A 25,488-nucleotide genomic window follows, 5' to 3' on the forward strand; every position below is an offset into this window, starting at 1 on the left:
CGGGACAGCCCCGCCCATGACGCGACCTTTCGGCGGAGCCGCTCGCCGGTGCCGGCCGGGCACATCGCGACATTGTCACTACCCGTGTGATCTGGCGGCATGCCGGATCGATCATCGGGTAGACCTGCCCCATGCTTTCTTCACGGCACGAAGGGCGGCTTCTGGCGGGGCGGTACCGTCTTCTGGCGGGCATCGGCAGCGGCGGCACGGCGACGGTTTGGCGCGGCCATGACGAGCTTCTCGATCGTGAGGTCGCGGTCAAGGAGCTCACGATGCCCGCTCACCTCACCGGCCCGGAGCGGGAGGTCCTGCTCGAACGCACCATGAGGGAGGCGCGCCTCACCGCACGGCTGAACCATCCCAACATCGCCGCCGTGTACGACGTGGTGCAGGCCGACGATCGTCCGTGGATCGTGCTGCAGTTCGTCCGGTCACGGAGCCTCGCCGAGGTGATCGCCGATGAAGGTCCTCTGCCGGTGTCCACCGTCACGCGTGTCGGGTTGGAGGTGCTGTCGGCGCTGGAGGCGGCGCACGCGGTCGGGGTCATGCACCGCGACGTCAAACCCGCCAACATCTTGCTCACCGAGGAGGGGCACGCCGTCCTGACGGACTTCGGACTGGCCACCTCCCTCGATGAGGAGGCCAGCCTGACCAGGGTCGGAATGGTGATGGGCACGCCCGCCTACATCGCACCGGAGCGGGCCGGCGGCGCCGCCTCCAGTGCGGAAAGTGACCTGTGGTCCCTGGGCGCCACCCTGTACGCGGCCGCGGAAGGCCGGCCCCCCTTCGACCGCAGCACCGCACTGGCCACCCTCACCGCCGTGCAGACGGCCGCACCGGAGCCGTTCCAGTGCGCCGGCCCGTTGGCGCCCGTCATCGCCGGACTGCTCGACAAGGATCCCGCTCGCCGCACCGGCGCCGTCCGCGCCCAGGAGCAGCTTCGCGACGTGGCCGCTCTGGAGGAGCGGACCGCGGGCGGTTCCGCGGCACCGCTCCCGGCCGCCCGTCCTGTACCGCCGGGCACCACCCAGAGCACGGCCCAGGGCCCCGGCATCGGCCACCGTCCCACCGGCGAGCAGGTGCTCGGCGATCGCCGGTCCATCCCGGTACGTCAGCGGGTCACCTGGCGCCGTGGCCTGTCAACCTGTGCCGCGGGCCTGGCCGTCGGCATCGTGGTCTTCACCACCGCCACCACCGAGTGGCGCGGCGGCCGGCCGGAGCCCGGGACTCCTTCCATCGCCGTCCAGCCGGAGTCGAGGGCTCCTTCCATCGCCGTCGAGTCGGTGACCGGCCACGATCCCACCCCCGCCCCTGCCCGTCCCAGGCAGGCCGGGGCCACGCCCGGGACGGGCACCATCGAGACCGGCGATGACCGCGCCCGTACCCGTGTCAGGGAGCCTGAGCGTAAGCCGGTCAAGAACAAGCCGAACCCCCCAGGCAAGAGCCGTGGGAACGGCAAGAATGGTCAGCCGTGAGTCAGAGTGGACGCGAGCCCTGACCGGAGAGTGACATGGTCGATCCAGCGATGGTCGCGTTCTACCGCGACAACGGGTACCTCCTTGTCAAAGGCCTGCTCAGCAGGCCGGAGGCGCAGGCGTACCGGGAGGAGTGCCATGCGGTCCTCGGCCGGTTGCGCGCGACGGACCCGACCTGGGGCAGCGCCCGTGAGCTGGCCGGCGGAGCGACCGAGCTGAGGCACTGCCACGACGCGCAGTTCTACTCGGCCGCGTTCGCGCGGATCCTGGTCGAGCCGCGCTTCACCGATGTGGCCGCGGCGCTGATGGGCACGGAGAACGTCCAGCTCCATCACACCAAGATCTTCGTGAAGCCGGCCGAGAAGGGCTCGCCGTTCCCCCTGCACCAGGACGCCGCGCATCTCCCGCATACCAGGCACACCGTCGGCGCGGCCATCTTCCACTTCGACGACGCGCCGGAGGAGAAGGGATGCGTCCGCGTGGTGCCGGGCAGCCACAAGCAGGGCCCGCTGCCCCACATCGAGGAGGGCGGCTGGCACCTGCCGCCGTCGGAATGGCCCCTGCGAGCCGCCGTTCCGGTCGAGGCCGAGGCGGGCGACGTCCTGTTCTTCAGCTACCTCACCGTGCACGGGTCGGGTGTCAACACGGCGGCCGAGGCGCGCACGACCTTCCTGGTGCAGTTCCGCGACCCCTTGGACCAACCCGTCGACGACGTTCACCGCTCAAGGGGCCAGGGCATGATGCTGCGCGGCGTCGACCCGGTCATGCCGTCTCCGGCGGCATGACCATTCGCCCCCATCGCCTTCCGCCCAGCGGGACCGGGCCGATGTGGCCGGACGGGCGTCGGCGCACCGCGCCTTCGGCTAGCGGTCGCTCCACTTGATCTCGTAAGGCCGGAGGGTGGACTCCTTGCCGTCCACGGTCGTGGTGATCTTCGTGTTGGTCGTGTTGACCATCACCAGCCGCCGAGGCTGCGCCAGCACCCGGACCTTGGGGTCCGAGGAGGTGACGTTCTCCAGCTCGGCCCCGGCAGGGAACCACTTGGCGAAGTCGCTCACCAGCCGGCCGGTCGGGAGGGGGGCGCCGGTCCGCGGGTGCCACATGCAGCCCTGGCAGGCGCCCTTCTTCTTCTGCGGATTCCAGTACAGGGCTGTGGCGGCGCCGCTCTCGGCGAACTCGATCATCGAGGCGGCCTGGACGGCGAGCCGCATGGGCTCGGGCCATCTCGTGTCGTCCTCGGGGACGAAGTACCACTCCGACCACCAGACCGGCATGTCATCGGTCCTGTCGCGCAGCCAGTCGGTGACGGCGCCGAACTTGCCCAGCGCTCCGAACGCGTCGGGGAGCAGTTCGTGGGCGTCGGTCAGCGAGGCGCCGTCGACCACGATGAAGTCGGCGCCCTTCTTGTTCTCGAACCAGTACTCGAAGGCGTCAAGGACGTTCTGGTTGACGACCCCCCACGGGCCCCGCAGCTCGGACTTCCCGGTCCTGTTGCTGTCGAAGCCGAGGTAGGGGCCGCCGATCTTGACATCGGGCCGGACCGCCTTCACCGCGTCGTAGACCATGTTGTAGAGCTCGGTGTAGCCCTTGTAGTCCGCGGGTTTGGAATGGTCCTTCCAGAAGCCCTTGAGCTCGTTCCAGACCATGAAGTACTCGACGTCCTTGTACCTGGTGGCCACGGCCGCCGACAGCTTGGCGAAGTCGCCGAAGTGCTCGGGGTAGGGGGCGTCCTCCAGGTGCTCGTCCCACGCGGAGTCCTTGGTCGGGCCCTCGGGGCCGCCCTTCATCCAGTCGGGGGCGCAGCACAGCGTGATGACCTGCGTGCTGCCGGACTTCTTCATGAAGTCCATCCGGCTGTCGAGGTCTTCCCAGTCGAACTCCTGCGGGCGGGGCTGGGGATTGCGCACGCCGAACCCCATGATGTGCTGGTTCTGCAGCATCGGGATCGGGGCGAGCGTCCGGCTCACGTCCCGCTCGAACCGCTCGGTGAGGTCGTTGGCGCTGACCTCTGTGTGGGTGAACCCCCAGCGAGGCCATGCGGGGTCCACCGGCGGCCCCTTCCGCGGCTCCGCGCCGGACGCCGCCGGTGACGAGATCGCGGGCTCTCGCGTGGCCGGAGCCGCCCGGTCCTCGACCTGGCCCGGTGAACAGCCCGCCACGACCAGCGCCATCACGACGGCCCCCGCGGTGGGGGCGATCAGCCGATGAGAACGCCACCATGTCGATCGCCCGCTACCCGATGACACTGATCCTCACCTGTTCCTCGCCGTTCGCCCTGATTGAAGCGTTCCACGATCAGTGCAAAAGCGGCAAACCAGAAAGATGGTTCACAGTCAATCGTTATGGTCGGCCCGGCGAGAACACGTCCGGGGGTTCCGCGGCCGGTGAGCACGCGTCGTCGTGGTCCGCCGCCCCGGAGTCGTCAGGGTGGCTCGCTAGAAAGCGACCTTGATGTAGACGGGCCTGTGGTCGGAGAGCGGGGTGAGCGGGGGAAGGTGGCATCGCCACGTGCTGCCTTTGGGGACGAACAGGTAGTCGAGCTTCTTCCGTCCTGAGCCGTCGCTGTGGGTCCACTGCCCGGTACGGCCGGTCCCGCGCTGGTCGCACTCCCCGTAGGCCTGGTAGGCGGGCACGATGGCACGACGGCCCGCGGCGCTGCCGGAGTCGCTGTCCGGTGGCGAGACGTTGAGGTCACCGCCGAAGACGGTCCGGTAACCGGGTTCGACGGCGTGGGCCATCAGTTGCCGGATCTGCCGGGTCCGGTACGGGGCGCCCGGTTGCCGATCGTCGTAACCCTCTCCGCTGGACATGTGGGTGCCGCAGGCCCGCACCCGCTTGGCGGGGATCGTGGCGCAGAGCACGGCCCGCTTCACGTACCACGGCGGCGAGGCCAGCAGGTGGGTACGGAAGGTGACCGAGTCGGAGGCGACCGCGATGGCGATGCTCTGCGCGCCTCGCGAGCGGCCGGAGCGATCGGGCTGGCAGGCGTACGGGGCGCCGGTGCTGGAGAGCAGGCCCCATGACCGGATGCTCCACCTGCGGCCGGTCCGCTGCTCCAGCGAGTGCTCCAGCGCACTGTCGGCCCCGGTGCAGAACTCCTGTAAGAAGATCACATCGGGTTTGATCGGCTGGTTGAGGGCGTACTGCCCGATGGTCCACGCCAGTTGCTCGGCGCCGGCACGGTAGAGACCGCAGCGGGGATTCGTGCCCGTGCAGACGTTCCATGTCATCACGGACAGCTCTGTCCGTACCTCCGAGGAGGGAGCCGCGACAAGGAGGGCGGCGAGTGCCGCGAGCATCGTCCGTGCTTTCATCACCCGCCATACAACCAGAAGCGTCGCCGGACGAGGGCTCCAGCACGCGACCTTCTTGGCGCGATCGGATGCCTCGCAGAGACGCTGGAAGTTTCACGGGGACGCGCTGCCGCCCGTGGCTGGACCTGGGGGGTCGGAAATGGCTTACCGCACGCGTTGCGCCCGGCCGCCTGCGAACCTACGGTGACCCCACTCCAGGCGGAACCGGTTCGCGATCTACTCGAAACGCCGTCGAAGCGCTTCGACAGTCGATTCGACAGACGTGGCTCCGGCCGCCGGCAGGACAACATCGGGAGAGGGAGATCATGCTCAGGACGTTACGTCTGCTCGTTCCGGCATCCATGCTCGTGGTCCTCGTCGGGCTGCTCGCCAACCCGGCCCAGGCTGCCACCTGGTCGTCGTCGGCCCAGTGGGGCACCTGGACCAACGGCGGTTACACCCTCTACAACAACATCTGGGGCGGTGGTGCGGGCCCGCAGACGATCTGGGCCAACTCCTACAGCAACTGGGGTGTCTGGGCGAACCATCCCAACACCGGTGGCGTGAAGTCCTACCCCAACGCCACAAGGAACGTCAACCGGCGGATCAGCGCGCTGGGCAGCGTGCGCAGCAGCTTCAACGTCTCGGTGCCGAACGGCGGCGCGTACGCGACGGCGTACGACATCTGGTGCGACGGGCACACCTACGAGATCATGCTGTGGATGAACAAGTACGGCCCGGTGGGCCCGCTCGGGTCACGGCAGACGAGCACGTCGGCCGGCGGCCACTCCTGGGACGTCTACCGCGGCTCCAACGGCTCCAACCAGGTGTTCTCGTTCATCCGGCAGGGCAACGCCAACTCCGGCACCGTCGACATCAAGGCCATCCTTACCTGGCTCAGGACCAACAACTGGTTCGGTGACGTGACCCTGGGCGATGTGCAGTTCGGCTACGAGATCACCTCGTCCAGTGGCGGGATGGACTTCCGCACCAACAACTTCTCCGTGTCGGCGAGCTGACCGCGGCCGGGCGCACGCCCGGTGCCGAGAGCCTTCCGGCACCGGGCGCCGCGCCTCCAGCGGACCCGAGATCCTCACGTAGCCCTCGCTCATGGACAAGCGGCCTGCTACTCGTCGCCGAGTAGCACCCGTGCAGCCTAAGGGAGGCCCACCACCGGGCCCGCGGACCGGGCTTGGCGGGTTGGCGTATCTCGTTGTCAGGGCCTCAGTCGATCCATTTTGGGCGTCAGCGGCATTGGATGGGGACAATGGCATCGTCCACCGGAGAAAGGAAGCCTGGTGTCTGGCCGCAGATACGCCAACCAGACGGCCGAAGAGCGGCTCGCCGACCAGAAGCAGCGGCTCATCACCGCCGCCTACGAGCTGTTCGGTGTCCTCGGGTACACCGACACCAGGGTCGTGGACATCTGCGCACGGGCGTCGGTGTCCTACCGCACGTTCTACGAATGCTTCCCCGACCGCCAGCGTGGGCGGCTGGAACTGCTGAGACTGGTGTACGAAGGGTGCGCCGAGGAGGCGATCCGCACCGTCGAGGAGGCGGTGTCGCGCCTGCACGCGTATTCGCCGGACCGGACACGTCTGGCGGTCGACGCGTACGTCCTGTTCGTGACCGGTGACCCGCGGAGGGCCCGGGTCCTGTACCGGGAGGCGGCCACCGGCGGCGAGCACCTGCTCCCTTCCAGGGACCGGACCGCCGAGCGTCTCGCCGCGCTGCTCGGCGGGACCGACCACCCGCAGGGGCGCCTGGTCGCCAAGGGCGTCCTGGCCGCCTCGGAAGGCCTGCTGGCGAATTGGGCCCACACCGACACCTCCACGGACGACATCAGCGCGGCCGCCATGCACATCGCCGAGCGGGCGTTCGACGAGTCGGAGCAGGCGTTCAACGACGCCTCACGGTACCTCCGGTGGAAGCCGGCGTCCCAGGAGTCGTGCCGGCACATCGACACCAGCGTGGCGTCGACCGCGCGCATGTACGACTATCTGCTCGGCGGTAAGGACAACTACGCCGTCGACCGGGCGGCGGTCCAGCGGCTGATCGAGTTGATGCCGGAGAGCCCGGACCTCGCCAAGGCGAACCGGGCGTTCATGCGCCGGGCCGTCGCGTTCGCCGCCGCGGCCGTCGGTCAATTCGTCGACCTCGGCACCGGGATCCCCACCTCACCGAATGTCGACGAGGTGGTCCGGCAGATGAATCCGGAAGTGGTCGTGGTGGGTATCGACAATGACCCGATTGTCCTGTCCCACGGCCGGGCCTTACGCAGCGGTGTGCAGATCATGTACGGCGACGTCCGGAAACCGCAGGAGGTGGTCCGCAGGCTCGCCAAGGTCATCGACTTCGGCAGGCCGGTGGCGTTGGTCGCGACGTCGCTGTTCAACTTCATTCCCGACGACCCGGTCGGCATCGTAGGAGAGTTCCGCGCCGTCATGGCGCCGGGCAGCATGCTGGTGATATCGCATGGCACCGACGAGGGGGCTCCGCCCGAGATGGTGGCCCGTTTCCGCGAGGTGTACGCCGACGCGGTGTCACCGGCGGTGTTCCGCGGCGTCGCGCAGATCGAGGGCATCTTCGATGGGTTCACCCTGGTAGAGCCTGGTCTGGTGGACGTCCAGCACTGGCGGCCCGACGGTGTCGCCGAGCGGCCACTGCCGATCCGCATGCTCGGCGGCATCGGCCACATCCCCCGCTAGGCTTCCTGGCGCAGGGTCGCGAGCCTGCCGGTGCCGGCGGGTAAGAAGAGGGCGGGAGGGCCGCGGCGGGTCGTCGAGCGGGGATCTGCCGGCCGCTCGTTCCGGGCGGGAGACGCCTCGGTGTGGACCTGGCCGCTGCCGAAGTTCGCCGATGCCATCCGTTCGAATGCGGATGGTCTCAATCGACCGGGTGGAACCTGTGCTCTGTACTGCCGAACATATTCTGGTGGCTGAGTCGGGTTAATGGGACCGGGTTTGATTGATGGTTCGGATTTCTTAGTCCCAGGTGGTCCCCGCAGCGCGGGAGTAACCGTCCCAGGTGGTTCCCGCGGCGCGGGAGAAGCTGTCCCAGGTGGTTCCGGCGGAGCGCTTGGCGGCGGTGGTGTTCGTCATTTTCTCGTCTCTTTCTCGTGGCTTCTTGTTTGTCCTTGCACAAACAACTCTGCGGTTTCGGGGACGCGTTATCCAGATGAATGGGCTGCAGCAAGTTGTCCCGCCCTGTCCACTTCCTGCCATCGCGGAAGATGCGCGAGGTCGGGCGCGGGGGGAGAGGTGGCGATCGGGGGGAGCGCCTTGGTGGCGGGAAGGATCCCGGCCGGCCGGAGGAGGCTGGGAGGCTGGCGTCGACTCCGCGGCGGCCTGGGGGATCGGGGTGCTCGACGCTTGGATGATCACCGATGCCACCGGGTCTCATGCTGACGGCGATGGTCTCGATCGGCTGCGTCGTTCCGTCTGAGGAGGGGTGATGCGGACGTTCAGAGGTTGCTTTTCAGTTATTCATCGTACGGTCGGTCACGGTTCCGGAATTCGTCGGTCGTCTTAGTCCCAGGTGGTTCCCGCGGCGCGGGAGTAACCGTCCCAGGTGGTTCCCGCAGCGCGGGAGAAGCTGTCCCAGGTGGTTCCGGCGGAGCGCTTGGCGGCGGTGGTGTTCGTCATTTCTTCGGCTCTTTTCTCTGCGGGCTTCTTGTTTGTCCTTGCACAAACAACTCTGCGGTTTTCGAAGCCCGTCGACCAGACGAATCGACGGCAGCAAGCTGCGCCGCCCTGACCGCTTCCTGCCATGCGAAAAAGACACCGCGCCCGCGTGATGGCCTAAGGCGAGGGTGCGAGAGACCGCGAAGGGCCGCGCCTGCTCCCGGGTCGGTGTGGCGCCTGCTCCCGGCTCCGGCCGGGGTTCCTGCTCCCGGCTCCGGCTGGGATGCCTGCTCCCGGCTCCGGCCGGGGTTCCGGCTCCGGCCGGGGTGCCTACTCCGGCTCGGGCCAGGCGCCGGCGAGCACCCGGGCGACCACGGTGTTCAGCACGCGGATGCCGCGCGTGGAGCCGGGGTTCAGCCCGGTCAGCTCACGGACGCGCTGGAGGCGGTAGTCGAGCGTGCGGGGGTGGATGTGCAGCGCGGCCGCGGCGCGCAGCCGGTTCATGTCGCCGCGGTAGTAGACGTCCAGGGTGGTCACCAGGTCCGGGCCGCCGGCGAGCCGCCGGGCCACGCCCTGCAGCCACTCGTCGACCTGAGGCAGTTGCGCGGTCCCGAGCTCGACGAAGACGTCGGCGAGGGTGTAGACGCGGCGGGGAACGGTCTCGATGGGCGCCGCCTGGCTGACCTGCCGCGCCAGCGAGAGCGCCCCGGACAGGGCATCAACGCGGCCGGTGGCCGTACCGACGGAGCACGGCCGGCCGATGGTCTCGGCGAAGTCGTGCGCCACGGACAGCGCGCGATCCTCCGCCGACGCGGGGGTGCCGTTCGTCTCGGGCACCAGCGCCACCAGCTCCTCCGGCGTGGGCCAGGCGAGCGGTATCCGCTCACCCTCGATGAGCACCTCGATGACCTGGTCCCGTACCCGGTCGAGCCAGCGGAACGGCCGGCCCGCGATCCGCACGACCGTCACGACGTAGCGCTCGGGAAGGGTCATGCCCAGGTTCCTGGCCAGTTCGGGCGCCGACGGGTCGTTGGCGAGCAGCATCTTGGCGAGCAACTGGACGCGGGTGACCAGGGACAGGCACCGTTCCTGCCCCTCCATGTAGCCGCGGGTGTAGGCGTTCTGGGCGGTCACCCCCTGCGGGCCCAGCCAGCCGAGCGTCAGCATCAGCGCGTCGAGGTCGTGCGGGCCGGCGGCGTCCTGGATCTCGTGCAGCGTGAGGGTGGAGTGGAGGACCAGGACCCGCCGGTGGGCGGCCAGGGACACCCCCTTCTCGCCGCGCTCCCTGCCGACCGCCGCCATGTACGCGAGGTCCTCACCGCTGAAGGGCCGGCCGTCCTCGGCGAGGGCGTACGTGCGGCGGCGCAGGGTCACCGCGAAATCCAGCAGCGAGGCATGTCCCAGGGAGCCGGTGGACAGCGCCCGGTATTCGGCTAATTCGCGCGTGTAGACGTCGACCGCGTTGCGGGCGTTGGCTTCCACCCGGAGCCGCAGCAGGTGAAAGAAGTCGCCCATGGTGGGCCCCTCCGTCGGTCAGGGACGTAGGTCGCAAAGGATCGTACCGAGCATGTAGCGACATATGCCACCTCTGGCCGTAAAAGGCCGAAACATGGGTTTCGAACATGCCACTTGCGCACGGTCACAAACCTGTTGGCTTTTCCGGTGAGTGGCCGGCCGAAAGTAACGCGATAATTCGTGAAAAATGATAAAACCTGCGACTTATGCTACGTAACTTCGCGCAGCTCTACCTACTGTTGTGCTGCCCTTTGAGGCTGCCATTGCCCCGTCCCAGGAAAGGGCTCAACCTGCCACCACGCGAGCCCTGACCGCTCGCAATGGAAGGAAGGCATGCGTGTCCGAGTTGATCGGCATCGACGAGTGCGAACACCTGACAGCACAACAAGTCCACAGCCTTTACGGCAAGTACGTCAGCCGGAGCCAGGTCTCCCTGATGACCTCATTCGGGTTCGGCCGTGAGCTGGTCGAACGTGCCGAGGGAATGTGGATCTGGACTCGCGGCGGACGACGGATCCTGGACTTCACCGGAGGGGTCGGCGTCCTCAACCACGGTCACAACCATCCTCGCATCCTCGCCGCTCGCAGGCGGTATCAGGAGAGGGAGCGAATGGAGGTGCACAAGACGTATTTCTCCCCGTACATCGCCGCTCTCGGTCACAATCTCGCCCAATTACTGCCCGGCGACCTGAACATGTCGTTCTTCCCGAACTCCGGTGCCGAGGCGGTGGAGGGTGCCGTCAAATTGGCGTACAAATACCACAAGGGTCGGCGACATCGGATCCTTCGGGCCGACATCGCTTTTCACGGCAAGCTGCTCGGCTCCGGCGGGCTCACCGCCGTAGGACAGAACCGATTCACCTTCCCCACGATCCCCGGCATCTGCACCTTTCAATACGGCGACCTGACATCCGTACGCGAGGCCATCGCCGCCGCGCGCCGGCCGGACGGCCGCTGCGACGTTTACGCGATTCTCATAGAGCCGTTCAGCGCGTCCACCGTGCGCTTCTGCTCGGAGGAGTTCCTGCGCGGCCTGCGGGAGATCTGCACCGCCGAGGACATCGTGTTGATCTTCGACGAGATCTACACCGGGTGGGGCAAGACCGGCAGCCTGTTCCACTTCATGCGCTACCCCGGCCTCGTCCCCGACGTGCTCACGACGTCCAAGTCCTTCGGCGGGGGCAAGTCCTCCATCTCGGCCTTCATCGCGCGCGAACCGATCTTCCGCAAGGCCTACGACAACCTCACCGACTCCCTGCTGCACAGCACCAGCACGACCTACTACGGCTTCGGCGAGGAGACCGCGACGGCGATCGAGGCGGTGAACATCGCGGTCGAGGACGACTACCCCAAACGCGCCCGCGAGATCGAACGGGTGCTCGCGCCCGGACTGGACCGTATCCGCAAGGAGCACGCGGACTCCGTGGCCGAGGTGCGCGGCGCCGGCGCGATGTACGGGATCTTCCTGGACGGAGGGCCGAAACTCCTCGACCTCGCGGCGCGGCTCGCCCCGGCGGGACTGGCCCGTGACCCGAACTTCCGGATCAAACTGATCACCTGCGCGGTCGTCGACGCCCTCTACCGCGACCACGGCGTCTACGCCTACTACACCCTCAACGGCCACAACCCTCTGGTCGCGGCCCCGTCGCTGGTGGCCGAGCCCGCCGACGTCGAGTACTTCCTGGACAGCCTCGACCAGACCCTCGCCAAGGGGCTCACCCGGCTGCTCGTCCGTTTCGTACGGGAGAAGGTGGCGCCGCGATGGCCGTCCGCGTCGTAGTGACAGGCAGCAGCGGGATGCTCGGGAGCACGCTGGCCCGGCACCTCGCCTGCGAGGGGCACGAGGTCCTGGGCGTGGACCTGCGCCCACCGGCGGGCCCGGCACCGGCGTGGCCGTACAGCGTGGGGGACATACGCGACACCTCACTCATGACGGAGGCGATGGCGGGGGCGGACGCGGTGGTGCACTGCGCCGGCGCGCTGCCGAGCTATCCGGCCGACCAGATCCGCGACGTGATCGTCGGCGGCACCCGCAGCCTCCTGGAGGCCGGACGCCGGGCCGGGGTGCCGCGGGTCGTCCACATCTCCTCCACCGCCGTGTACGGCCTGCCGGCGCTGGTCCCCACGCCTGAGGACCATCCGCGCGAACCCGTCGACGTCTACTCCCGGGCCAAGGCGGAGGCGGAGGAGGTGGCCGAGAAGTTCCGGGCGGACGGCATGTGCGTGCCGGTCCTGCGCCCCAAGACCTTCCTTGGCCCCGGCCGCATGGGCCTGTTCGCGATGCTCTTCCAGTGGGCCGAGGAGGGCCGCAACTTCCCCGTCCTCGGCAGCGGGGACGTGCGCATCCAGATGCTGGCCGTGGAGGACCTGGTGGCGGCCGTCACCAGCGTCCTCGCGGCACCGGCGGACGTCGCCAACGACACCTACAACGTGGCCGCCGCCGAGTTCGGCACGCTGCGGACGGACTTCCAGGCGGTGCTCGACGCCGCGGGGCACGGCAAGCGCGTCGTGTCGCTGCCCGCACGACCCGCGCTCGCCGGGCTCCGGTTGCTGGAACGGAGCGGGCTGTCGCCGGTATACGGGCGGCTGCTGCACAAGTTGCGCGCCGACTCCTACGTCAGCATCGGCAAGGCCCGCGACAGGCTCGGCTTCCGGCCCCGGCTGTCCAACAGGGACGCGATCCTGCGCACCTACGAGTGGTGGCGCGGGCAGCGGGCGGACCGCCCGGCGCGGGCCACCGGCCGTACCAGCGGCGACGCCTGGCGGCAGGGTGCGCTGTCGCTGGCCAAGGTCTTCTTCTGAGCCGGGCTGGAGGTGGAGACATGCACGTCGCCGAATCGGCCGGCGTACACGAAGGGCCGCTGCGGCCTGAACCGCCGCCGGGCCTGGCCGTCGCGGCCCGGCCGGGCCTGGCCGGGGACCTCGTACGCCTGATACGCCCGCTTCACTCGATCAAGGCCCTTCTGCTGATACCGATCGCGCTCATCGACGCCTCTCCCTGGACCTTCGCCGTGGTCGGCAGGGTCGCCTGGGCCGCGCTGGCGTTCGTCCTGGCGTCCGCCGCCGTCTACGTCGGCAACGACATCGCCGACCGGCACCGTGACCGGCGCCATCCGGTCAAGCGCCGGCGTCCCGTCGCCGCCGGTCGCGTACCGGTCTGGGGCGCATGCCTGTACTGCGCCGTCCTGCTCGCCCTGCTCGCCGTCGTGACCGGCATGGGCACCGGGCCGTACTGGCCGGTGGCGGCGTACCTGGTGCTCAACGTCGCCTACATCCGTGTGCTGAAGCACATCCCCCTGGTGGACGTGGGCGCCGTGGCGCTCGGCTTCGTGCTCCGGGTCGTCCAGGGATACCTCGCGACCGGCGAGCGGGTGGCCGGATGGCTGCTGATCACCGCGTTCTCGGTCTCCCTGCTGTTGCTCATCGGCAAGCGGCGGCAGGAGCTGCTGGGAGTGGGCGCCGCGCACCGGCCCGCGCTGGCCGGCTACTCGCTGGAACTGGCCAACGCGCTGCTGCAGATCACCTCGGTGCTCGCCCTGGTCGCCGGCCTCATCTACCTGCGCACCGAAGCGCCCTTCGGCCCCGACCACGGCCAGACGGCGATGATGCTGTCCGTCCCGTTCGCCCTGTTCGCGCTCTTCCGCTACCTGCAGATCCAGCTCGCCGGACGCGGCGGAACCGATCCCGTACGGGTCCTGCTGCGCGACCGCGTCACGGTGGGCATCTGCGGGCTGTGGGCGGCCGTGCTCGGCGCCACGCTCGCGCTCGTCCACTACCCCGTCCTGGCCCACGCGATCCTGCCATGAAAGGTGAGCCGTGTCCCGATCGTCCCCCCTGGTGTCCGTCATCGTGCCGGCCTACAACGCGGAGAAGACGCTCCGGGCCTGCCTGGCATCGGCACAGGCCCAGACGTACAGCCCGGTCGAGGTCATCGTCGTCGACGACGCCAGCACCGACCGGTCACGCGTGATCGCCCGCGAGCATCCCTGCAGGCTGGTCGAGCAGCCCCGCAACGGGGGAGTGTCGGCGGCACGCAACGCGGGAGTGGCCGCGAGCCGCGGCGAGGTCCTGTTCTTCCTGGACTCCGACGTCGCGCTGGCCCCCGACGCGGTGGGCAACGCCGTGGAGCTGCTGCGGGCGGACCCCGGGTGCGGATGCGTCTACGGGGTGTACGCCAAGGAGCCGCTCGTCGACGACGGCCCCGTGGAGATGTACCGGACCCTGCACCTCCACTCCGCCCTCACCCGCGCGGTGGGCCTGACCAAGAGCGCGATCTTCGCCCTCGCCGCCGTGCCCCGGCGGGTGTACGACGAGGTCGGGCCGTTCGACGAGAACCTCCGGAGCGCCGAGGACGACGACTACAGCGAGCGCCTGATCGCCGCGTACCGCATCCGGCTGACCGACGCCGTGGCCGGACGTCACGACGAGGCCGACCGGCTGCCGCCCCTGCTCGCCGAGCAGTACCGGCGGGCCCAGCTGATGCCCTTCGCCGCGCGGAACCGGCTGCGCAGGGGCGCCCTGAAGATCAACCGTATGACCGGCGTGCTCGCCGCCGCACTTGTTCTGGCCACGCTCCCGCTCGGCCTGGCCTGGCCGCCGCTGCTGGGACTGCCGGCGGCCTTCCTCGCCCTGTTCGCCGCCGCCGACCCGCCGCTGTCCCGCCTGGTCCTGCGGGAGAAGGGACCGGGATTCCTCGCCTACTTCACCGCCGTGCACTTCCTCGTCCACGTGGCGCTGCTCGCCGGGGCCGCCACCGGATGGGCGCGCGCCACCGTCGACTCCTCCTTCGGGCCGTCGCGTCGCCCGGCGATCCGGCGGCGTTCGATCGATCCCTCGAAAGGTTGCTGACCATGGAGCCCAGGCCGCTCGTCTCCGTCATCGTCCCCAACCACGACTACGGGCACGTGCTCGCGCTCTGCCTGCGCGCGGTCAAGGAGCAGACCTACTCCCCGATTGAGATCATCTGCGTCGACGACCACAGCACCGACGACTCGGTCCGGGTGGCGGAGTCGCTGGGCGTACGCGTGATCAGCACGCCGGCCAACAGCGGGGGGGCGTCCGTGCCGCGCAACCTCGGCGCCGAGCACGCGCGCGGCGAGATCCTGTTCTTCCTGGACTCCGATGTCGCCCTGGCCCCCGAAGCGGTCGCCGCCGCCGTGGCGATCCTGCGGTCCGACCCTGAGATCGGCGCGGTCTGCGGCAACTTCGATCCCGTCCCGCTCATCCGGGACAAGCTGATCAAGGACTACCGCAACCTGTTCCGGCATTACTGGCTCCGCGCCAACGAGGGGCCGATCAGCGGGTTCCTGCCGAGCGCCATGATCGCCATACCCGCCGACGTGTGGGCGGAGGTCGGGCCCTGGAACCCCCACCTCACCCAGAGCGAGGGCGCCGACGTCGGCGAACGACTGGCCGACCGGTACGAGGTGCGGCTGACCTCGGCCGTGCACGGCCGCCACGACGACGACGCCACGCTGGGCATCGCGCTGTGGAAGGTGTTCTACCGGACACGCGTGCAGGTGCCCTTCTTCCTGCAACGCCGGTACGCGGCGGGGGTGGTCGCCTCGCCGGAGGCCGGCGCGAGCCTGGCTGCCGCGCTGGCGGTCACGACCCTGCCGGCGCCGCTGCTGGCCGGCGCCCTGTGGCCCGCGGCGCTGCCGGCCGGCGCCCTGTGGCCGGCGGTGCTACCGGCCCTGCTGTTCGCCACCTGGCTGGCCATCGACCGGCGGATGTACCGGTACGTGTTCGCCAGCCGCGGACCGGCCTTCGGCCTGTACTTCGTCGCCATGCACTTCCTGGTCAACCTGACCATCGCCGCCGGGGCCGCCGTCGGCATCGCCCAGTGGCTGACCTCGCGGTCGTTCCGCCGCATGTACCGAAAGGCACCGGCATGACCGCGACGAACACCGATCCCGACCGAGACGGCCCGGCACCGGGGGAGGGGCCGGCACAGTCCGGGCCGGGTCGCGGGGATGGTGGGGTAGTTGCGGAGGGGCTGGCACGGTCCGGGCCGGGTCGCGGGGATGGTGGGGCAGTTGCGGAGGGGTCGGCACGGTCCGGGCCGGGTCGTGGGGATGGTGGGGCAGTTGCGGAGGGGCTGGCACAGTCCGGGCCGGGTCGCCGGGGACTGGGGGAGAGGCTGGGCGGGGCCGGGCAGGGAAGGGCGGGTGGCCGGGATTCGGCGGGTTCGCCGCTCCGCCGGCGCGCGCTCACCGGGTTGCGCGCCGCCTGCTACCTGGTGGTGCTGGGTTTCCTCGGCTACCAGATGTGGCGCGTGCGGCACGGGCTGGGCGCCAGCTTGAGGCTGGTGGGCTGGGGGAACGCCCTGCTCGCCGGGGTGCTGGCAGCCGTCGGCGGGGTGCCGGGGTTCTTCGGATGGCGGATGCTGCTGGCCGCGATGGGCACCCGGCTGACGCACGCCGCCGCGCTCCGGGTCTTCTTCCTGGCCGGGCTCACCCGCTACCTGCCGGGCGGCGTCTGGCCCGCGGTGGCGCACGCCGCGTCCGCCCGAGCGCTGGGCGAGCCACCGGCCCGGCTGGCCGGGGCCTTCGTGGCCTCCCAGGGGCTTGGCGTGATCTCCGGCCTCGCGGTGGGACTGCTCGCCCTGCCCTGGCTGGTGGCGGCCGACGCGATCTGGTGGGCACTGCTGCCGGTGCTGGCCGCGGCCCTGGTCCCGCTGGCAGCGCCTCGGCTGCTGTCCGGCCTCCTCAGCCTCGCCCAACGAGTACTACGCCGTGACAGCCCACCGACCACCCCACCGAAGCACCCCCCCACCCAGCCCGAGCGGCCCCCCGCCCAGCCCGGACGGGCCTCTGACCTGGCCGGGAGGTCCTTCGTACTGCCTGGGCGGCGCGTGCTGTTTGTGGTGACCGGGGTGATGGCGCTTGGCTGGTTGGTCAGTGGTACGCATATCGCGGTGCTGGCCATCGCGCTCGGTGCGCCGCCCGGCGGGGCGATGACGGTGGGCATCGGAGGGTTCGCGCTCGCCGCCGTGGCCGGGATCTTCACCCTCGTGATGCCGTCGGGGCTGGGCGGCAGGGAACTCGTCCTCGGCCTCACCCTCGCCACCCAGCTTTCCGGCTCCGGCCTGGTCACCCTGGTGGCCCTGAGCCGGGTGCTGATCACCGTGGGCGAGATGGCCTCCGCCGTCGCCGTCCTCGGGCTGCTGGCCTGGATCGGCCGAGCTTCTGCCCGCACCGTCGGCCACCGTCCTCCCCGGAGCGACCCATGACCACCATTCCCGATCCCGCCCACACGGAACAGCCCCAGCCCGAACCCCCCCACCGTCTGGACGCGGCGGAGGCGGGGCCGTCCGGGGATGGCCGTCTCGGTGCGGGCGAGGTGGCTCGGCACCGGACCGGGGCCGCTGCTCATCCGGGTCTCGCCGCGGCCGAGCCGGCGCGGCCGTACCGCGGGGATCTTGCGCCGCGCCGGGCCTGGAGGGATGGGGTCAAGCCCTTCGGGGTGGGTGGGGCGCGGTGGGTTGGGTGGGTGTCGCTGGCCGTGCCGGTGGGGTGGCTCGTCATCGCGCTGGTCAACTGGGTGGTGACCGGCCGGTTCTGGTGGTGGGGCGGTTCGCTGCCGCTGCTGCTGATCTTGGCCGCGCCGCCGGTGGCGCTCGGTGCGATGCTGATGGTGCCGCTCGCGCGCACGTCACTGCCCCGCTCGGACCGGGTGCTGATCAGCCTGGCGGGGGCCGAGCTGGCACTGGCCCTCCTGCACAGGCTGCTCACCGGCAGGACGTGGGTGTGGCTCCTCCCCGATCTCGCGACACCGCCGCTGATGTTCGCGGTGCTCCCGCTCGCCCTCGCCCTCGTCGCGCTGCTGAGGCTGCGCCGCGCCCCAGCCGCCGGACGCTGGGCGCTCGTCCTCGCGCTGGCCGCCCTGACCGCCGGGGTGGGCGAAGCCGGGCTGAATCCACGGGCGCTGTGGGCCGGCGGGGCCGGGCCGGCTCCTCCGGGCGCGCTGCGCGTGGTCTCGTGGGACACCCTTGAGTGGAACACCCACGACGACCCCGGCCGTTTCTACCGCTACCTGACCGGGCAGCACGCCGACGTCTACCTGCTCCAGGAGTGCGTCGGCGGTGGGCCGGAGGACCGGCGGCCGATCCCCGACCAGGACCGGCTGCGGCGGGAGTTTCCCGGGTACCACTTCGCGAGCGTCGAAGGCCTGATCACGATCTCCCGGTTCCCGATCGTGCGCCAGGCGGCGCTGGAGACCAACCCGCAGCCACCGCCGGACGTCCCGTTCCTGAACGGATGGAAGCACGGGGCGATGCGTACGGACCTGCTGGTCGGCGGGAAGGTCCTGTCGGTCTACAACGTGCATTTCTACGACATGTTCCACCTGTACTACAGCCCGCTGAGCGGCGACTTCTACCGGTCCCTGCGCCTGCTGGACGCCGAGCGGAAGCTCCAGTTCGAGAAGCTGGCCGCCGACGTCGACGCCAATCCCCACCCGCTGCTGGTCTCCGGCAACCTCAACGTGCTGCCCAGCATGGGCGACCTCGACCGGCTCGACCGCCTGGAGGACGCGGCGGCGGCCGGAGGGCCGCCCTATCCGGCGACGCTGACGTTCGCCGGTCTGCGGCTCTGGCGGATGGACTGGACACTCGTCTCGCCGGGTGTCGGGGTCCACCGCTATGAGCTGCGCTCACCGCAGGGCATGTCGAGCCATCACCTCCAGCACATGACCGTGTCCCCACCGGATGAGGACACAGCCGACTTCCACATCGAACCCGGCCCCTGAGCGAGGTAGAGATCGCCGTGAACGCGTACCGCCCCCTGGTCACCGTCATCATCCCGAACTACAACCACGAAAGGTCCCTGCCGCTGTGCCTGGCGGCCGTCCAGGAGCAGACCTATCCCGCGCTGGAGATCGTGATGGTGGACGACCGCAGCACCGACGGCTCGGTGCGCGTCGCGGAGTCCATGGGGATAACCGTGATGAGCACCCAGGTCAACGGCGGGTCCGCGGTGGCCAGGAACACCGGCGCTCACCAGGCGAGCGGCGAGATCCTGTTCTTCGTCGACTCCGACATCGCCTTGGCCCCCGACGCGGTCGAACGCGCGGTGGCGCTCCTCTCGGCCGACCCGAGCATCGGCGCGGTGTGCGGCATCGAGGACCCGGACCCGCTGTTCCGGGACAGCAGGGTGGAGGACTACCGCGCCCTGCAGCACCACTACTGGACCATCGACACGGCCGGCGAGGTCTCCTTCCTGTGGTCGGCCATGTTCGCGATGCGCGCGGAGGTCTTCGCGGAGGTCGGACCGTTCAACCCGTCGCTGAGGTACACCGAGGAGGTCGACTACGGCCACCGGATCAACCGGCGTTACCGGCTCCTGAGCACGCCGGCGATCCACGGCCGGCTGGACCACGACGCCGAGCTGGGACCGCTGCTGCGCAAGCTGTTCCACCGCGGCCGGCTCCGCGTCCCCCTGTACGCGAAGAAGCGCAGGTTCGCGCGGGGTTACGAGACGGCCTCCCGAGCCTGGAGCTCGCTGGCGTCGCTGCTCGCCGTCGCCGCGCTGCCGTTGCCCCTGGTGCTCGGCCCGGTGTGGGCGCCGGTGCCCGCGCTGCTCTTGGCCGCGTCGCTGGCCTTGGACGCCGGAATGTACCGGTTCGTGTTCGCCCGGCGCTGCCCGGTCTTCGGCGTCTACTTCGTCGGCGTGCACTTCCTGGTCAACCTGGTCATCTCCGCCGCCGTGATCGCCGGAATGCTGCAGTGGCTGGCCTCGGCGAGGTTCCGCGAGATCTACGACGCCCCGGCTCCGGTGACCGTGACGTGAGGCTCGACGACACCGCACCCCGCACGCTGACCCCCGGCGGACATCCAACCGACCCGGAAGACACCCCGCAGCGAACGGGCATTTCCGGCCCGGAAAGCACCCGGCTGCGACCGGGTACCACCGGCCCGGAGGACGTCCCTCGACGACCGGGTACCACCGGCTCGGAAGACACCCGGCAGCGGCGGGGTACCGCCGGAGCCCGGTCGCCGGGCTCGATCGCCGGTGCCGTGCTGAGGTGGCTCACCCTCGGTGCCGCCGTGGCATGGACGGCGTTCGTCGTCCTGCACCACCTGCTGTCCGGCCGGTTCTGGCTCTGGCTGCTGCCCGACCTGCTCCCGCCGGTGGTCTACCTCGCCGCACCGCTCGTGCTGCTGGCCGCCGCGCGCCTGGCCGGCCGGTCGCGGCGGTGGTGCCGCGCCCTGGCGGTCGCGGCCCTCGTCCTCGGCGCCGGACACAGCGGCACGAATCTCGGCGCGCTGACCGGGAACGGCGGACCGGTTCCGGCCGGTGCCCTGCGCCTCGTCTCATGGAACACCGAATACTGGGCGCAAGGCGAGCGACCGGAACGCTTCTACGGCTACCTGAAGTCCCGGCACGCCGACGTCTACCTCCTGCAGGAATACATGCACTGGGAGAACGGCGCTCCCCGCCGGATCGACGATCTCTCCCGGCTGCGCCGCGAGTTCCCCGGCTACCACATCGCGGTCCAGGGCGAGCTCGTCACGCTGTCCCGCTTTCCCATCGTGGCGACCCCTCGGGTCGGTCCCGCCAGGGCCCTCGGCCCGACTTCACCCTGGCGCTCGGTGTTCGACCTGTCCAAGGTCCTGCGTACGGACCTGAGGGTGGGCGCCTCGGTGCTGACGGCCTACAACGTGCACATCCCGGCCCAGTACAAGCTGGGCGACGATCCGCTGACACCGAGGTTCTACACCGACCTGTACGGGCGGGACTCCGCCCGCCGTGCCCAGTTCGGCGGCCTGCGCTTCGACATCGGCGCCAACCGCAACCCGGTGGTGGTGGCAGGTGACTTCAACACCACGGCCGCCATGGGGGACCTGCGCGGGCTCCCCGCAAGGCTCTCGGACGCCGGCCACGCCGCCGGATCCCTCTACCCCGCCTCATGGCCCGCCGCCGGCCCCACGCTGTGGCGGCTCGACTGGACCTTCACCGCCGGTCCGCAAGTCCACCGGTACCGGTTCCTCGACCCCCAGGGAATGTCCGACCACCACGCCCAAGAAGTGCTCATATCCCTCGAGCCTCCAAGGAGCTGACCACATGATCTCCTCCCGCCCGCTCAACCTGCTCCCGCGGTCGGCGCTCCGGTGCACGAGCCCGGTGGACCACCCGGGCTGGAACTACCGTCCCCTGCTCGGCCACGTCCAGCGGCTCCGCTTCCGCATCATCCTGGACCTGCTCTCCGGCATGCGCTTCGGCCGCCTGCTGGAGATCGGCTACGGCAGCGGCGTCTTCATGCCGGAACTCGCCCTGCGCTGTGAAGCGCTCCACGGCGCCGACCCCCATGACATGGCGGACGACGTGTCCGCCGCCCTGGCCAGGCACGACGTCAAGGCCACCCTGACCCGTGCGGGCGTCGAATCCCTGCCCTATGAGACCGGGTTCTTCGACTGCGTGGTGAGTGTGAGCGCCCTCGAATACGTCCTGGACATCGACGCCGCCTGCCGGGAGATACGGCGGGTGCTGGCACCCGGCGGCACGCTGGCGGTCGTCACCCCCGGCGCCACCCCGCTGTGGAACCTCGCGTTACGAGTGGCCACCAAGGAAGGGCCCGGCCAGTACGCCGACAGGCGCGAGAAACTCCAGCCGGCCCTGCGCGAGCACTTCCACCTGACCCGCGAGATCCGAGCCCCCCACTTCGGCGGCACCGCCCTGCGCCTGTACACCGGCCTGCGCCTGCGGAGGGACTGAGCTCCCCCCGCCGAGCACGGCCACCGTCCCTGGGGGTGCGACCTGTGAGGAACGCGGGAGATCGTCACCATGTCGGAGAAGCAGGGCCTGCTCCGGTCGGGGTCCCGGCAGTCTTGGTCTGAGGTGGAACGTCAGGAGCCGTGTTGGTCCGGCGCCGGGGGCGTCGCTTGTTCCTGGGCATCGCGGAGTCCCGCTTCGCTTTCCGGCGGTAGTGACTCCGGCCGGCATCGCATGTCCGACTGTTCCTCGGCTTCGATGATGCGTTCTTCGTCCCACAGCCGCCGCATTTCCGGGCAGTTCTCGAGTAACTCGCCGAGCGTGCCGCGGCCGGCGACTGTGCCACGGTCGAGGACGATGATCTGGTCGGCTCGTTCCAGCGCCGACCTCCGGTGTGAGACCACCAGCAGCGTCTCAGGGCCGTGCCCGTCGCGGGCGGTGCCGGTGATGCGGTCCCACAGCAGCTTCTCGGTCTCCACGTCGAGCGCGGACGACAGGTCGTCGACCACCAGCAGATCCGGCGCCCGTACCAGCGCCCGCGCCGCGGTCGCCCGCTGCGCCTGGCCACCGGACAACCGTACGCCGCGCGGGCCGACGACCGTGTCCAAGCCGTCCGGCATCTCGGCCAGGTCGTCCTCGAACACCGCCGACTCCAGCGCGCGGGCGACCCGGTCGTCGCTCGCGGGCCAGCCGAGCAGCAGGTTCTCCCGCAGCGACTCGGAGAACAGGCGCGGAATCTGGCTCGCGTACGCGGTGCGGTCCGGCACCAGGAAGGTCCCCGGGTCATCGACGGGCCGGCCGTTCCACGCGATCGTGCCGGCGTCCGACGCCACCAGGCCGAGCAGGGCGCGCACCAGAGTCGTCTTGCCCGAGCCGACGGTGCCGGTGATCACCGTGAACGATCCCCGCCTGAGCTCCAGGTCGACCGCGTGCACGCCGCGGCCGGTCTCGTCGTGGCGTACGGTCAGCCCGCGTGCCTCGAAGAGCTCGAGCGCGTCGTCGCGATCCGGCGGTGACGTCATCGCGGGAGGCGGTTGCCGGTGGAACCAGACGCCGGTGTACCGCGACAGGTCGCCGGCGTCCTCGTGCGGGGCCATCAGCCGGCCGAGCCGCTCTGTCGCGACCGTCGCCTGGGGGAGGCGGTAGAGCAGCACGCCGATGGTGCGCGGCAGCGCCGCGAGCCAGCCGACGTAGCTCGTGAACAGTGCCAGATCGCCCACCGTGAAGTCGCCGCGACGCATCGCGGAGGCGGCCAGGAGCAGTACGAGACCGATGCTGATCTCGACGGTCGTTCCCGTCGCGGAGTCGAGCAGGTCGATCGCCAGCCGGTCCTTGACGGCGGCGTCGCGCCGCCTCCGGTTGTGCTCACGCAGGCGCCGCAGCGTCGCGTCCTCGGCGCCGGCGGTCTTGATCGCCAGTACACCGGCGAAGGCCTCGCCGATGAAGGCCGTGACGACCGCGCCGAGCACGCGGGCACGCTGGTGCAGCCGCCGGATCACCCCGCTCATCAGGCGGCTCAGCACCCCGATCGCGACCATCGGCAGCACCAGCACGATGGTGACGACCGGGTCGATCGACGCCATGATCACCAGAGCGGCACCGCCGAACAGGACCGCGCCCGCCAGGGCGACGGCTTCGTCGGTGAACTCCACCACGTCGCTCACGTCGTCACGGAAACGGGCGACCGACTCGCCCGAGGAGTGCGGCAGCCGGGTCGCGGCGGGGCCGCGCGCGGTGAGGATCGAACGGAGCGCGTTGGCCCGCAGCAGGGTCGCCGCGGCGTCCCACCAGTAGACGCCGTATGTATGCGCGATGACGAGGACCAGGCCGCGGACCGCCTCCACACCGACGAACACCGCGCACAGCCACAGCGACTGCTCCAGGGTCGCGGCGCGATGCCCGCTGATCTGGTCGAACAGCTGCCGCAGCACCAGCCCGCTCCCGAGGGGGATGACGCTGACCGGCATCCACAGCAGGGCCCCGACCAGGTAGCGGCGCAGGTCGAAGCGGGCAAGGCGGGTGGCCACCAGCATCACGGGCCTCATCGGCGCACCCCGGCCATGTCGAGCATGCGAGCGAACCGGCTACCCGGATCCGCGGCGAGATCCTCGCGGCGGCCGTACTCGACGACCCTGCCGTGGTCCACGACGGCGATCGTGTCCACCCGGGACAGGGACGAGAGCCGGTGCGCGATGAGCACGGCGGTCCGGCCGGTGAGCAGCCGGTCGACGCTCCGCTCGACGCGCCGCTCGGTGGCCGGGTCGAGCCGGCTGGACGCCTCGTCCAGCACCACGAGCCCGGGGTCGGTGAGGAACGCCCGGGCGAAGGCGAGCAGTTGCGCCTCACCCGCCGAGACGCCGCCCAGTTCCGTGTCGAGCCCGTCGGGCAGGCCGGCCAGCCAGCCGCCGAGACCGACGCCGGTGAGGATGTCGCGCAGCCGACGATCGTCGGCAGGCGGGCCGAAGAGCGTCAGGTTGTCCCGGACGCTCGCCGCGAAGAGCTGCACATCCTGTGTGACGGCACATATCCGCCGGCGCACCGACGCGGGATCGGCGTCGCGCAGGTCCAGCCCGCCGACCCGGACGCCGCCCTCGGTCGGATCGTAGAGGCGCAGCACCATCCGGGCGATGGTCGTCTTGCCGCTGCCCGTACGGCCGACCAGGCCGAGCGTCTCACCCGGCGCCAGCTTCAGGGTGATGCCCGACAGCACCTGTTCGTCGTCGTCGGCGTACGCGAAGCCCACGCCGTCGAGGTGCAGGCTGAGCGGCCCGGTCGCCGGCAGCGGCCGCGGGAAGGCGGGCGCGGGCAGCGTGCGCCGCTCGGCCAGCAGGTCGCCGATGCGGGCGACGCCGGCCAGTGCCGTCTGGTACTGCCTCAGCTGGTCGATCAACCGCTCGAACGGCGCGCGCACCATCAGCGTGTACTGGTAGAGCAGTACGGCGGTGCCGACGGTGAGCGTCCCGGACGCCTGGGTCCACGCGGCGAGGCCGAGCACGATCGCCGTGCCCGTCGCGAACGCGACCGTGGTGCACGCGAGCAGGCCGCTGCCGATCTTCCCGGCCCGGAGGTCCGCGTGGTACCAGGCGGCGGCGGCCTGGTGGAACCGGTTGACGGCGTGCCGGCCGGCGCCGTTGGCCCGGATGTCCTCCGCGCCGGCCAGCCGTTCCTCGAGGGTGCCGATGAGCGCCGCGTGCTCCGCTCGTGAGCGGGCGGCGGACGGTACGGCCAGCCTCTGCGCGCGTGCCATGCCGAAGCCGATCAGCACGCAGTAGGCCAGCAGGACGCCGCCGAGGCGCGGGTCGACGGTGAACACGACGACGAGCACGCCCACCAGGAGCAGGATGCCGGCCACGACGTCCAGCAGGAACGCGACGACGAAGTCGGCGAGCGCGACCACGTCCCCGTCGACCCGCTCGATCATCTCGCCGGGCGTGTGCCGTCCGTGGTAGGCCATGTCGAGGCCGAGGGCGTGCTCGGCGAGCCGCTCCCGGAGGCGGTTCGTGCCGTCCCAGGCCAGCCGGCTCGCGAGCCAGGCCGTGACCACCCGCGCGGCCTGCGCGGAGACCGCGACCGCGAGGTAGCCGAGAGCGATCAAGGTGAGGTGACGGGTGCTCGCCCCGCCGATCGCCTCGTCGACGAAGCGACCCGTGATCAGGGGCGCGACCAGCGGCAGCGCCGTCATGGCGGCCGTGGCGGCGGCCAGGGCTCCCGCGGAGCGGGGTCCAGGGCGAAGGTGGCGCAGGACGGTGCGCCGGGCGGTGGTGCGACCCGCGCTCCGGGCGGCGGCGGATTCCGAGCGCCGGACGGAGCGAAGTGCCGGACGAAGGTGGCGCAGGACGGTGCGCCGGGCGGTGGTGGGAGGAGTCATCGG

At 70.5% G+C, this 25,488-nt stretch carries 19 protein-coding genes; 14 read left to right on the top strand and 5 right to left on the bottom strand.

Annotated features, from left to right (window positions below):
- Positions 1–131 precede the first annotated feature (131 nt).
- Both ABD810_RS19810 and ABD810_RS19815 read left to right on the top strand, forming a co-directional pair.
- Complete coding sequence (locus ABD810_RS19810) at positions 132–1,475, top strand: serine/threonine-protein kinase (protein ID WP_344942096.1); 1,344 nt, start codon at positions 132–134, stop codon at positions 1,473–1,475.
- 35 nt (positions 1,476–1,510) lie between these two features.
- On the top strand, positions 1,511–2,260 hold the full coding sequence (locus ABD810_RS19815) for a phytanoyl-CoA dioxygenase family protein (RefSeq protein WP_344942099.1): 750 nt from the start codon (positions 1,511–1,513) through the stop codon (positions 2,258–2,260).
- Positions 2,261–2,338: 78 nt separating this feature from the next.
- Here ABD810_RS19815 and ABD810_RS19820 read toward each other — a convergent pair whose 3' ends face one another.
- Together ABD810_RS19820 and ABD810_RS19825 are read right to left on the bottom strand one after the other, a co-directional pair.
- Positions 2,339–3,523 carry a glycoside hydrolase family protein gene (locus tag ABD810_RS19820; RefSeq protein WP_344942102.1) on the bottom strand — a complete coding sequence of 395 codons (1,185 nt, stop codon included), beginning with the start codon at positions 3,521–3,523 and terminating at the stop codon, positions 2,339–2,341.
- Between the two features lie 387 nt (positions 3,524–3,910).
- Positions 3,911–4,789, bottom strand: a complete 879-nt coding sequence (locus tag ABD810_RS19825) for an endonuclease/exonuclease/phosphatase family protein (RefSeq protein ID WP_344942105.1) — start codon at positions 4,787–4,789, stop codon at positions 3,911–3,913.
- A 68-nt stretch (positions 4,790–4,857) separates the two neighbouring features.
- On the opposite strand from ABD810_RS19825, the gene ABD810_RS19830 reads away from it, so the two are divergent.
- Together ABD810_RS19830 and ABD810_RS19835 are read left to right on the top strand one after the other, a co-directional pair.
- The gene (locus ABD810_RS19830) at positions 4,858–5,787 is read left to right on the top strand and encodes a glycoside hydrolase family 12 protein (RefSeq protein ID WP_344942108.1); all 930 of its coding nucleotides are present in this window, start codon (positions 4,858–4,860) and stop codon (positions 5,785–5,787) included.
- A gap of 279 nt (positions 5,788–6,066) precedes the next feature.
- Positions 6,067–7,476: an SAM-dependent methyltransferase gene (locus tag ABD810_RS19835; protein WP_344942111.1), complete on the top strand. Its 1,410-nt coding sequence runs from the start codon at positions 6,067–6,069 to the stop codon at positions 7,474–7,476.
- A gap of 1,245 nt (positions 7,477–8,721) precedes the next feature.
- On the opposite strand, the gene ABD810_RS19840 is transcribed toward ABD810_RS19835, so the two are convergent.
- A complete protein-coding gene (locus ABD810_RS19840) occupies positions 8,722–9,906 on the bottom strand; it encodes a PucR family transcriptional regulator (protein WP_344942114.1) in 1,185 nt (394 codons plus the stop codon).
- Between the two features lie 337 nt (positions 9,907–10,243).
- Between ABD810_RS19840 and ABD810_RS19845 the strand changes: the two genes are divergently transcribed.
- The 10 genes from ABD810_RS19845 (at position 10,244) to ABD810_RS19890 (ending at position 21,620) form a co-directional block, all read left to right on the top strand.
- A complete protein-coding gene (locus ABD810_RS19845) occupies positions 10,244–11,686 on the top strand; it encodes an aspartate aminotransferase family protein (protein WP_344942117.1) in 1,443 nt (480 codons plus the stop codon).
- Positions 11,668–12,708, top strand: coding sequence for an NAD-dependent epimerase/dehydratase family protein (locus ABD810_RS19850; RefSeq protein ID WP_344942120.1), 1,041 nt, complete (start codon positions 11,668–11,670; stop codon positions 12,706–12,708). The genes ABD810_RS19845 and ABD810_RS19850 overlap by 19 nt, the downstream gene beginning before the upstream one ends.
- Positions 12,709–12,728: 20 nt before the next feature.
- Complete coding sequence (locus tag ABD810_RS19855; protein WP_344942123.1) at positions 12,729–13,712, top strand: UbiA prenyltransferase family protein; 984 nt, start codon at positions 12,729–12,731, stop codon at positions 13,710–13,712.
- Between the two features lie 10 nt (positions 13,713–13,722).
- Positions 13,723–14,754 carry a glycosyltransferase family 2 protein gene (locus ABD810_RS19860; RefSeq protein ID WP_344942126.1) on the top strand — a complete coding sequence of 344 codons (1,032 nt, stop codon included), beginning with the start codon at positions 13,723–13,725 and terminating at the stop codon, positions 14,752–14,754.
- Positions 14,755–14,756: 2 nt separating this feature from the next.
- Complete coding sequence (locus ABD810_RS19865; RefSeq protein WP_344942129.1) at positions 14,757–15,800, top strand: glycosyltransferase; 1,044 nt, start codon at positions 14,757–14,759, stop codon at positions 15,798–15,800.
- A 323-nt stretch (positions 15,801–16,123) separates the two neighbouring features.
- Positions 16,124–17,137, top strand: a complete 1,014-nt coding sequence (locus ABD810_RS19870; RefSeq protein WP_344942133.1) for a lysylphosphatidylglycerol synthase domain-containing protein — start codon at positions 16,124–16,126, stop codon at positions 17,135–17,137.
- Between the two features lie 260 nt (positions 17,138–17,397).
- Positions 17,398–18,654 (top strand): endonuclease/exonuclease/phosphatase family protein, encoded by a 1,257-nt coding sequence (locus ABD810_RS19875; protein ID WP_344942136.1) that lies wholly within the window; start codon positions 17,398–17,400, stop codon positions 18,652–18,654.
- Positions 18,655–18,671: 17 nt separating this feature from the next.
- Positions 18,672–19,694 carry a glycosyltransferase family 2 protein gene (locus ABD810_RS19880; protein ID WP_344942139.1) on the top strand — a complete coding sequence of 341 codons (1,023 nt, stop codon included), beginning with the start codon at positions 18,672–18,674 and terminating at the stop codon, positions 19,692–19,694.
- Positions 19,691–20,965, top strand: coding sequence for an endonuclease/exonuclease/phosphatase family protein (locus ABD810_RS19885; RefSeq protein WP_344942141.1), 1,275 nt, complete (start codon positions 19,691–19,693; stop codon positions 20,963–20,965). Before ABD810_RS19880 ends, ABD810_RS19885 begins: the two co-directional genes overlap by 4 nt.
- A gap of 4 nt (positions 20,966–20,969) precedes the next feature.
- Complete coding sequence (locus ABD810_RS19890) at positions 20,970–21,620, top strand: class I SAM-dependent methyltransferase (protein ID WP_344942144.1); 651 nt, start codon at positions 20,970–20,972, stop codon at positions 21,618–21,620.
- Positions 21,621–21,751: 131 nt separating this feature from the next.
- On the opposite strand, the gene ABD810_RS19895 is transcribed toward ABD810_RS19890, so the two are convergent.
- Together ABD810_RS19895 and ABD810_RS19900 are read right to left on the bottom strand one after the other, a co-directional pair.
- On the bottom strand, positions 21,752–23,662 hold the full coding sequence (locus ABD810_RS19895) for an ATP-binding cassette domain-containing protein (RefSeq protein WP_344942147.1): 1,911 nt from the start codon (positions 23,660–23,662) through the stop codon (positions 21,752–21,754).
- Positions 23,659–25,485 carry an ABC transporter ATP-binding protein gene (locus tag ABD810_RS19900; RefSeq protein ID WP_344942149.1) on the bottom strand — a complete coding sequence of 609 codons (1,827 nt, stop codon included), beginning with the start codon at positions 25,483–25,485 and terminating at the stop codon, positions 23,659–23,661. The genes ABD810_RS19895 and ABD810_RS19900 overlap by 4 nt, the downstream gene beginning before the upstream one ends.
- Between the last annotated feature and the right edge of the window lie 3 nt (positions 25,486–25,488).

The sequence above is a fragment of the Sphaerisporangium flaviroseum genome, assembly GCF_039537005.1.
Classification (GTDB): Bacteria; Actinomycetota; Actinomycetes; order Streptosporangiales; family Streptosporangiaceae; genus Sphaerisporangium; species Sphaerisporangium flaviroseum.